The organism is Nocardioides sp. NPDC058538, assembly GCF_042719275.1.
In the GTDB taxonomy this organism is placed as follows: Bacteria; Actinomycetota; Actinomycetes; order Propionibacteriales; family Nocardioidaceae; genus Nocardioides.
In genome coordinates this window covers 49931-56043 of sequence record NZ_JBHXNY010000034.1, presented here as the reverse complement: position 1 = coordinate 56043, position 6113 = coordinate 49931, and the positions used below count along the sequence as shown (strand labels likewise).

At 68.4% G+C, this 6113-nt stretch carries 6 protein-coding genes; 4 read left to right on the top strand and 2 right to left on the bottom strand.

Going from position 1 to position 6113, the window contains the following annotated elements; genetic code table 11:
- The first annotated feature begins 120 nt into the window (after positions 1-120).
- From egtB to egtD, 3 genes are read left to right on the top strand one after another with little or no spacing between them, the layout of a single operon-like run.
- Entirely contained in the window at positions 121-1389 is a 1269-nt protein-coding gene (egtB, locus tag ACFWQC_RS23285; RefSeq protein ID WP_378683550.1) for an ergothioneine biosynthesis protein EgtB, read from the top strand.
- Complete coding sequence (locus ACFWQC_RS23280) at positions 1386-1856, top strand: hypothetical protein (protein WP_378683547.1); 471 nt, start codon at positions 1386-1388, stop codon at positions 1854-1856. The genes egtB and ACFWQC_RS23280 overlap by 4 nt, the downstream gene beginning before the upstream one ends.
- Positions 1853-2860: an L-histidine N(alpha)-methyltransferase gene (egtD, locus tag ACFWQC_RS23275; protein WP_378683544.1), complete on the top strand. Its 1008-nt coding sequence runs from the start codon at positions 1853-1855 to the stop codon at positions 2858-2860. The genes ACFWQC_RS23280 and egtD overlap by 4 nt, the downstream gene beginning before the upstream one ends.
- Before the next feature lie 113 nt (positions 2861-2973).
- Here the strand turns inward: egtD and ACFWQC_RS23270 are convergent, their stop codons facing one another.
- Both ACFWQC_RS23270 and ACFWQC_RS23265 read right to left on the bottom strand, forming a co-directional pair.
- Positions 2974-4317, bottom strand: a complete 1344-nt coding sequence (locus ACFWQC_RS23270) for an SLC13 family permease (protein WP_378683541.1) — start codon at positions 4315-4317, stop codon at positions 2974-2976.
- A gap of 13 nt (positions 4318-4330) precedes the next feature.
- On the bottom strand, positions 4331-5080 hold the full coding sequence (locus tag ACFWQC_RS23265) for an Asp/Glu racemase (protein ID WP_378683552.1): 750 nt from the start codon (positions 5078-5080) through the stop codon (positions 4331-4333).
- A 232-nt stretch (positions 5081-5312) separates the two neighbouring features.
- On the opposite strand from ACFWQC_RS23265, the gene ACFWQC_RS23260 reads away from it, so the two are divergent.
- Positions 5313-6104 carry an IclR family transcriptional regulator gene (locus ACFWQC_RS23260; protein WP_378683538.1) on the top strand — a complete coding sequence of 264 codons (792 nt, stop codon included), beginning with the start codon at positions 5313-5315 and terminating at the stop codon, positions 6102-6104.
- Positions 6105-6113: the final 9 nt, after the last annotated feature.

Sequence of the window (6113 nt, the reverse complement as noted above, 5' to 3'; positions counted from 1 at the left end):
CACCGGGCCCATACCGGGCCCGGTGTGCGGCAACCGCTGAATCGCGTAGCGGGGGTTGGGCGACCAGGCAGAGTGGTTCGTAGCACTTGGCGTACCCGACCCTCCGACAGGAGACGTGAGATGGACACGACCACCGCGATCGCCCGCTTCGACGAAGTCCGAGCGGACACCGAACTCCTCGCCGCACCGCTCTCCCCCGAGGACCAGACGGTCCAGTCGATGCCGGATGTCTCGCCCACCAAATGGCATCGCGCGCACGTGACCTGGTTCTTCGAGACCTTCGTGCTGGCGGAGAACGAGCCCGGCTTCACACCGTTCCAGGACAAGTACTGGTTCCTCTTCAACAGCTACTACGAGCAGGTCGGGCCGAGGTACGCACGGCCGATGCGTGGTGTGATCAGCCGGCCCGGGGCGTACGAGGTCGGCGACTACCGGCGCAACGTCGACGACCGGGTCAGGGACCTGCTCGACCGTGTGGACGAGGGCACCTTCGCCAAGCTCGCTCCGACCATCGAGCTCGGCTTCCACCACGAGCAGCAGCACCAGGAGCTGCTGCTGATGGACATCAAGCACGTGCTGTCGCTCAACCCGCTGCAGCCGACGTACGCCGGGCGTCCGGTCGCGGGCGACGGGGTCGACCGGCTCGGGTGGGTCGATCTCGACGGCGGTCTGGTCGAGATCGGCTCTGCTGACGGCGGGGAGGGCGGTGGGTTCTGCTTCGACAACGAGCTGCCTCGGCATCAGCAGTGGCTCGAGCCGTACCGGCTCGCTGACCGGTTGATCACCAACGGCGAGTGGCTGGAGTTCATGGCCGACGGTGGCTACCGGCGACCCGAGCTGTGGCTCTCGGACGGGTGGGCGCGGGTCAACGCCGAGGGCTGGGGCGCGCCCTTCTACTGGCGCGAGCTCGACGGGGAGTGGTTCGAGCACACCCTGCACGGCACCTCACCGCTCGACCCGGGGCTGCCGGTCTGCCACCTGAGCCACTACGAGGCCGACGCGTACGCCACCTGGGCCGGCAAGCGCCTCCCGACCGAGGCCGAGTGGGAGCACGCGGCCCGGACGTACGAGGTGGCCGGCAACCTCGCCGACCGGGACAGCTTCCACCCGCGTGCGGCCGGCCCCTCGACCGGCGGCCTACGACAGCTCTTCGGCGACTGCTGGGAGTGGACCTCCTCGGCCTACCTGCCCTACCCGGGCTTCCACCCCGCCGCCGGCGCGATCGGTGAGTACAACGGAAAGTTCATGTCGAGCCAGATGGTGCTCCGTGGCGGCTGCGCGCTCACCCCGCCGGGACACACCCGCGCGTCGTACCGCAACTTCTTCCCGCCTGGTGCGCGCTGGCCGGTGACCGGCCTCCGGCTCGCCGACGACGGGCGTCGTGCGTGACCTGGTCCGCTGCCGTCACCTGTGCCCATCGCGGCATCCTCGGACCGCCCCAGACGCACGTCGACTGGGCCTGTGATCACGACTACTGCCCCGCTCCCCTGCGACTCGGTCCATGGACCGCCGCGGTCAGCGGCACCATCGACGACTCGTGGACGCTCATCCTCGAGAAGGCGCAGCAGGAGCGCCTGCCGGTCGGCTCCGCCGTGGTCCAGCTCGCCAACGAGCTGGAGGTCGGCGGCTTCTCGGTCCTCCTCAGCGACGGGGAGGACCTCGCCCTGCTGACCGGCGACGACGCCAGCCACCTCGTCGAGCCGGCGTCCTGGGAGTACGTCGTCAGCAACCGTCCGCTCGCTGGCGCTCCGTCCACCTCGATCCCGCCCCGCACCATCGGGGTCCTCAGCCCGTGCGGGCCCACCTGGTGGCGACTCGACACACCGCTTCACAACCCGAAGGAGAACCTCGCGTGACCCTCGACAGCAACGGCCAGACCAGCACCAGCACACCGGCCCGGGGCAGGCTCACCAACCTGTTGACCGCCGAGGACCTGCGCCAGAGCCTCGCGGAGGACGCCCGCACCGGCTTGAGCGCCGCACCGAAGTGGCTGCCACCGAAGTACTTCTATGACGAGCGTGGTTCGGAGCTGTTCGAGGAGATCACCCGACTGCCGGAGTACTACCCGACCCGCACCGAACGGGCGCTGCTGACCGAGCATGCGCGGGAGATCGCCGAGGCCTCCGACGCCGAGGTGCTTCTCGAGCTCGGGTCCGGCTCCTCGGAGAAGACCCGGCTCCTGCTGGACGCGCTGACCCAGACCGGCCTGCTGACGACGTACGTCCCGGTCGATGTCAGCGCCAGCGCGCTCACCCAGGCGATGGATGCGCTCGCCGAGGAGAGGCCGGAGCTCGCTCTGGAGGGTGTCGTCGCCGACTTCGACCAGCATCTCGGGCAGCTGCCGGCCCCGGGACGCCGGCTGATCGCACTGCTCGGCAGCACGCTGGGCAACTATGACCGCCCCGGCCGCGAACGGTTCCTGGGATCCGTCGCCGCCGCCATGCAGCCCGGGGAAGGTCTGCTCCTCGGGCTGGACCTGGTCAAGGACCCCGGACGGCTGGTCGGCGCCTACGACGATTCCGCCGGCGTGACCGCCGAGTTCAACCTCAACGCGCTGCGCGTCCTCAACCAGAGCCTGGGCGCCGACTTCGAGCTCGACGGGTTCCGACACCTGGCGCTCTGGAACACCGAGGAGGAGCGGATCGAGATGCGCCTCGTGGCACAGGAGTCCACCCGCGTGGAGCTGCGCGAGCTCGACCTCGTCATCAAGTTCGACGAAGGCGAAGAGCTCCTCACCGAGCTGTCCTGCAAGTTCCGCCGCAGCATCGCCGCACTCGAGCTCGCCGCGGCGGGCTTCCGCGACCTGCGCTGGTGGACCGATCCGGAGGAGGCGTACGCGCTCGTCCTGGCAAAGCGCTGAGCGCGACGCCTCGGCTCCGGCCGTCGACGCGGAGCAAGCGGGGACCCAGGTCGTGGGTCCCCGCCTGCCTGTTGTGACATCACCGACCGACGGATGACGCCGGCTCGGCGTGTCTACCCGATGCCCAGCTTCACGAAGACCAGCCAGGCAACGAGCGGAACCACGGCGATCATCACGACCGCCCACAGCAGGAGCGACCTGAAGAACAGCCGTTCCTCCTCGGGCTTGGCGCTGGCCATGAGCAGCGCGCCGCTCGTCGACATCGGACTCGTGTCGACGACCGAGGAGCTGATGGAGATCGCGGTGACGACGCCGAGAGCGGTGAGGGTGGGATCCGCGGCGATCGGCACGACGACCGGGCTGATCACGCCGAGCGTGCCCGTGGTGGAGGCGAAGGCGGAGATGAGGCCGACAACATAGCTCGTGATGAGCGCGGCGATGGAGCCGCTGCCCAGGCTCTCGATGCCTCCCTGGAGGTCCTCGAGCGCGCCCACCGATTCGAGCATCCCGACATAGGTGACGATGCCGGTCACCAGCAGGATCGCCGACCACGGCATGGTGTCGATGGTCGGCTTCTGAACATCGGGGTTGACCACGATGAGGACGACGGCAAGAGCGATCGATGCCACGCCGACATCAAGCCCGAAGACCGTCGTGAGGACGAGGAGCGCGACGAGACTCACGAGGCTGAGAAGGCGCATGGGGGTGACGTCCACCTTCTGGGGCAGCACCTCGGTCCTGGTCGGCTCAGTGAGCACACCACCTCCGGTTCCGCCGCCGAGCTCACCCTGGGGCGACCCGGACGCCGGTAGCTCGCTCCGGGTGTCGGATCGGCTCTCGGCCCGCGCCGCGCGGCGGCGGACGATCGCCTGGACACCGGCGTAGGCGATGACCGCCAGGACAGCGTTGAAGAGGAAGCAGTACACGTACAGCTTCAGCGTGCCGTCCGGTGCTCCCGCCTTGTCCAGCATGACGTTGGCCAGGGCGCCGAACGGATTGACCGGGGAGAACGCCCCGGCGTTGGCACCTTGGATCACGACGAGGCCCATCGCGAGCGTGCTGATCCCGAACCGGGCGCCGAGCGCCAGGGCGACGGGCGCGACGATGGCGATGGCGGCCGGAGTGAACGCCCCTGCCGAGGCGAGGAGCGCGGTGAGGAGAAACATCAGCACGGCCACGAGGAGTCGATGACCGTTGGCGAGCCGTTCTGCCCAGTAGGCGAGCAGGTCGATGGTGCCCGTCTGCTTGACGATCCCGAAGAGCAGGGTGGCGCCCACGAGGATCAGCAGGAGCTCGGTCGGGAAGCCGGCCATCACATCGTCCAACGACAGCCCGCCGATGAGGGCGCCGACACCGAAAGCCGCCACGAGCGCCAGGAGGCCGGCGTTGATGCGGGTGAAGCAGCCGACAGCGAAGGCGGTGATCAGAACGAGGAATGCAACCAGGGACACGGTCATGTCGGCACTCGCCTCACCTGGTGGCAGCGGGTGTCGCGACGAGAGAACCCTCGAGCAGCAGTCCCGCGTTGCTGATGGCCGGCTGGTGACCCAGTGCCTGAAGGATCTCGAACGTCGTCGCTGTCGCGGCGGTGATGACCGGCAGACCCAGCTCGTCCTCCACCGCCTGGACGGCGGCGAGCGAGGGCATCTGAACACATGCGGACAGGATGAGGGCGTCGGCCTCGGAGTGACGGAGATCGCGGGCGATGGCCGGCAGGTTGCGCGGGTCGAGGCAACCCACGGCGAGGTTGTCCGAGACCTCGAGGCTGGTGGCGTCGACCACCGTGAAGCCGGCGCCTTCGATGTACTCGCCCACCATCTTCGTCAGCGGCTTCATGTAGGGCGCCACCATCGCGACGTTGCGGGCGCCGATGGCCTCGAGCGTCCGAACGAGCGCACCGGCGCTGCTCGTGACGTCCGCCGGCATGCCGTTGCCGGCCGCCGCCTCCCGAATGATCTCCTCCGAGCCGACGTGGGCGTTCGGCCCCTGGGCCATCACGGCGACCAGGCAGGCGTACGCGATCACGTCGACGTCAGCGTCCGAGACGGCGACGGCGCAGTCCGCCGCCTTGTCGACCATCGCCAGCAGCTCTTCCTTGGTGACGCTCTTCAGCGTCGCCCGCGCCGAGTGGAAGGTGTAGCGGTGCCCGGTGGCGACCGACTGGCGACGGAACAGCTCCGGGAGCTCGGTCTCCATGGTGATGTTCGAACTCGGGACGATCAGTCCGATCCGGGAACTGTGAGCAGCTGCCTGCGGCTCCCGACCAGCTGAATTCGCGACTCCAGTCGTCATCTGTCAACTCCGAAACGTTGTAGGGATGCGAACCCATATTCTGGGCTCCGAACCCACAATGCAGGTTGAACGCATGTGATGTCAACCACTCGCACCCAGATCGCGGGCCGGTGTCCTACGATGTGGGCTGTCGATCTACCCTCCAAGGACGGAACGTGGCATGACCGCAGACGAACGTGACCGAAAGTCCTCCACGCTGGTGCTCGGGAAGATCGTCCGCATCCTCGACTGCTTCTCGATAGATGCGCCCGAGCCCACGTTCCAGGAGATCCTGCGCAAGACCGGACTGCCCTCGAGCACCTGCCAGCGTCTGGTGCAGGACCTGACCAACGAGGGGTTCCTGGACCGTGACGGCGATCGGTACCGCGTCGGCATCGCCCTGGTTCGCTGGGCCGCGCCGGGCACCCTCGGCCTCGACGTGGTGCGCGTCGTCAAACCGATCCTCACGCGACTTCGCGACGAGACCGGCGAGACCGCGTGCCTCTATGTCAGAGACGGGATCCACCGGACCGTCGTCGCCGTGGCACAGACTCGTCACGTCGTCATCCGGCCCTTCATGGTCGGCATGGTCATGCCGATACACGCAGGCGCTCCGGGCAAGGTCTTCCTCGCCTTCGACCCCGAGGCACGAGAGGACCTGAAGAAGAGCGGGGAGCTGGCGACGTTCACGTCCAGCACCCCTGACAGCATGAAGCGGATCGACGAGCAGATCGCCACCGCACGCGAGCAGGGCTACTACGCCGCCTTCGGGGAACGGCACCCCGACGTCGCCTCGATCAGCGCTCCGGTCTTCGACCACACCCGAAGCCTCGCCGCAGTCATCGGCCTGGGCTTCCCGACGCAGCGGGTGACACCCGAGACCGTGGACCAGCTTGCCGGCCCCGTGATTCAGGCGGCACGCGACGCCAGCGTGCAGCTCGGCTTTGACGACGGCCCGCTACCGGAGATGTAGCAACACGTC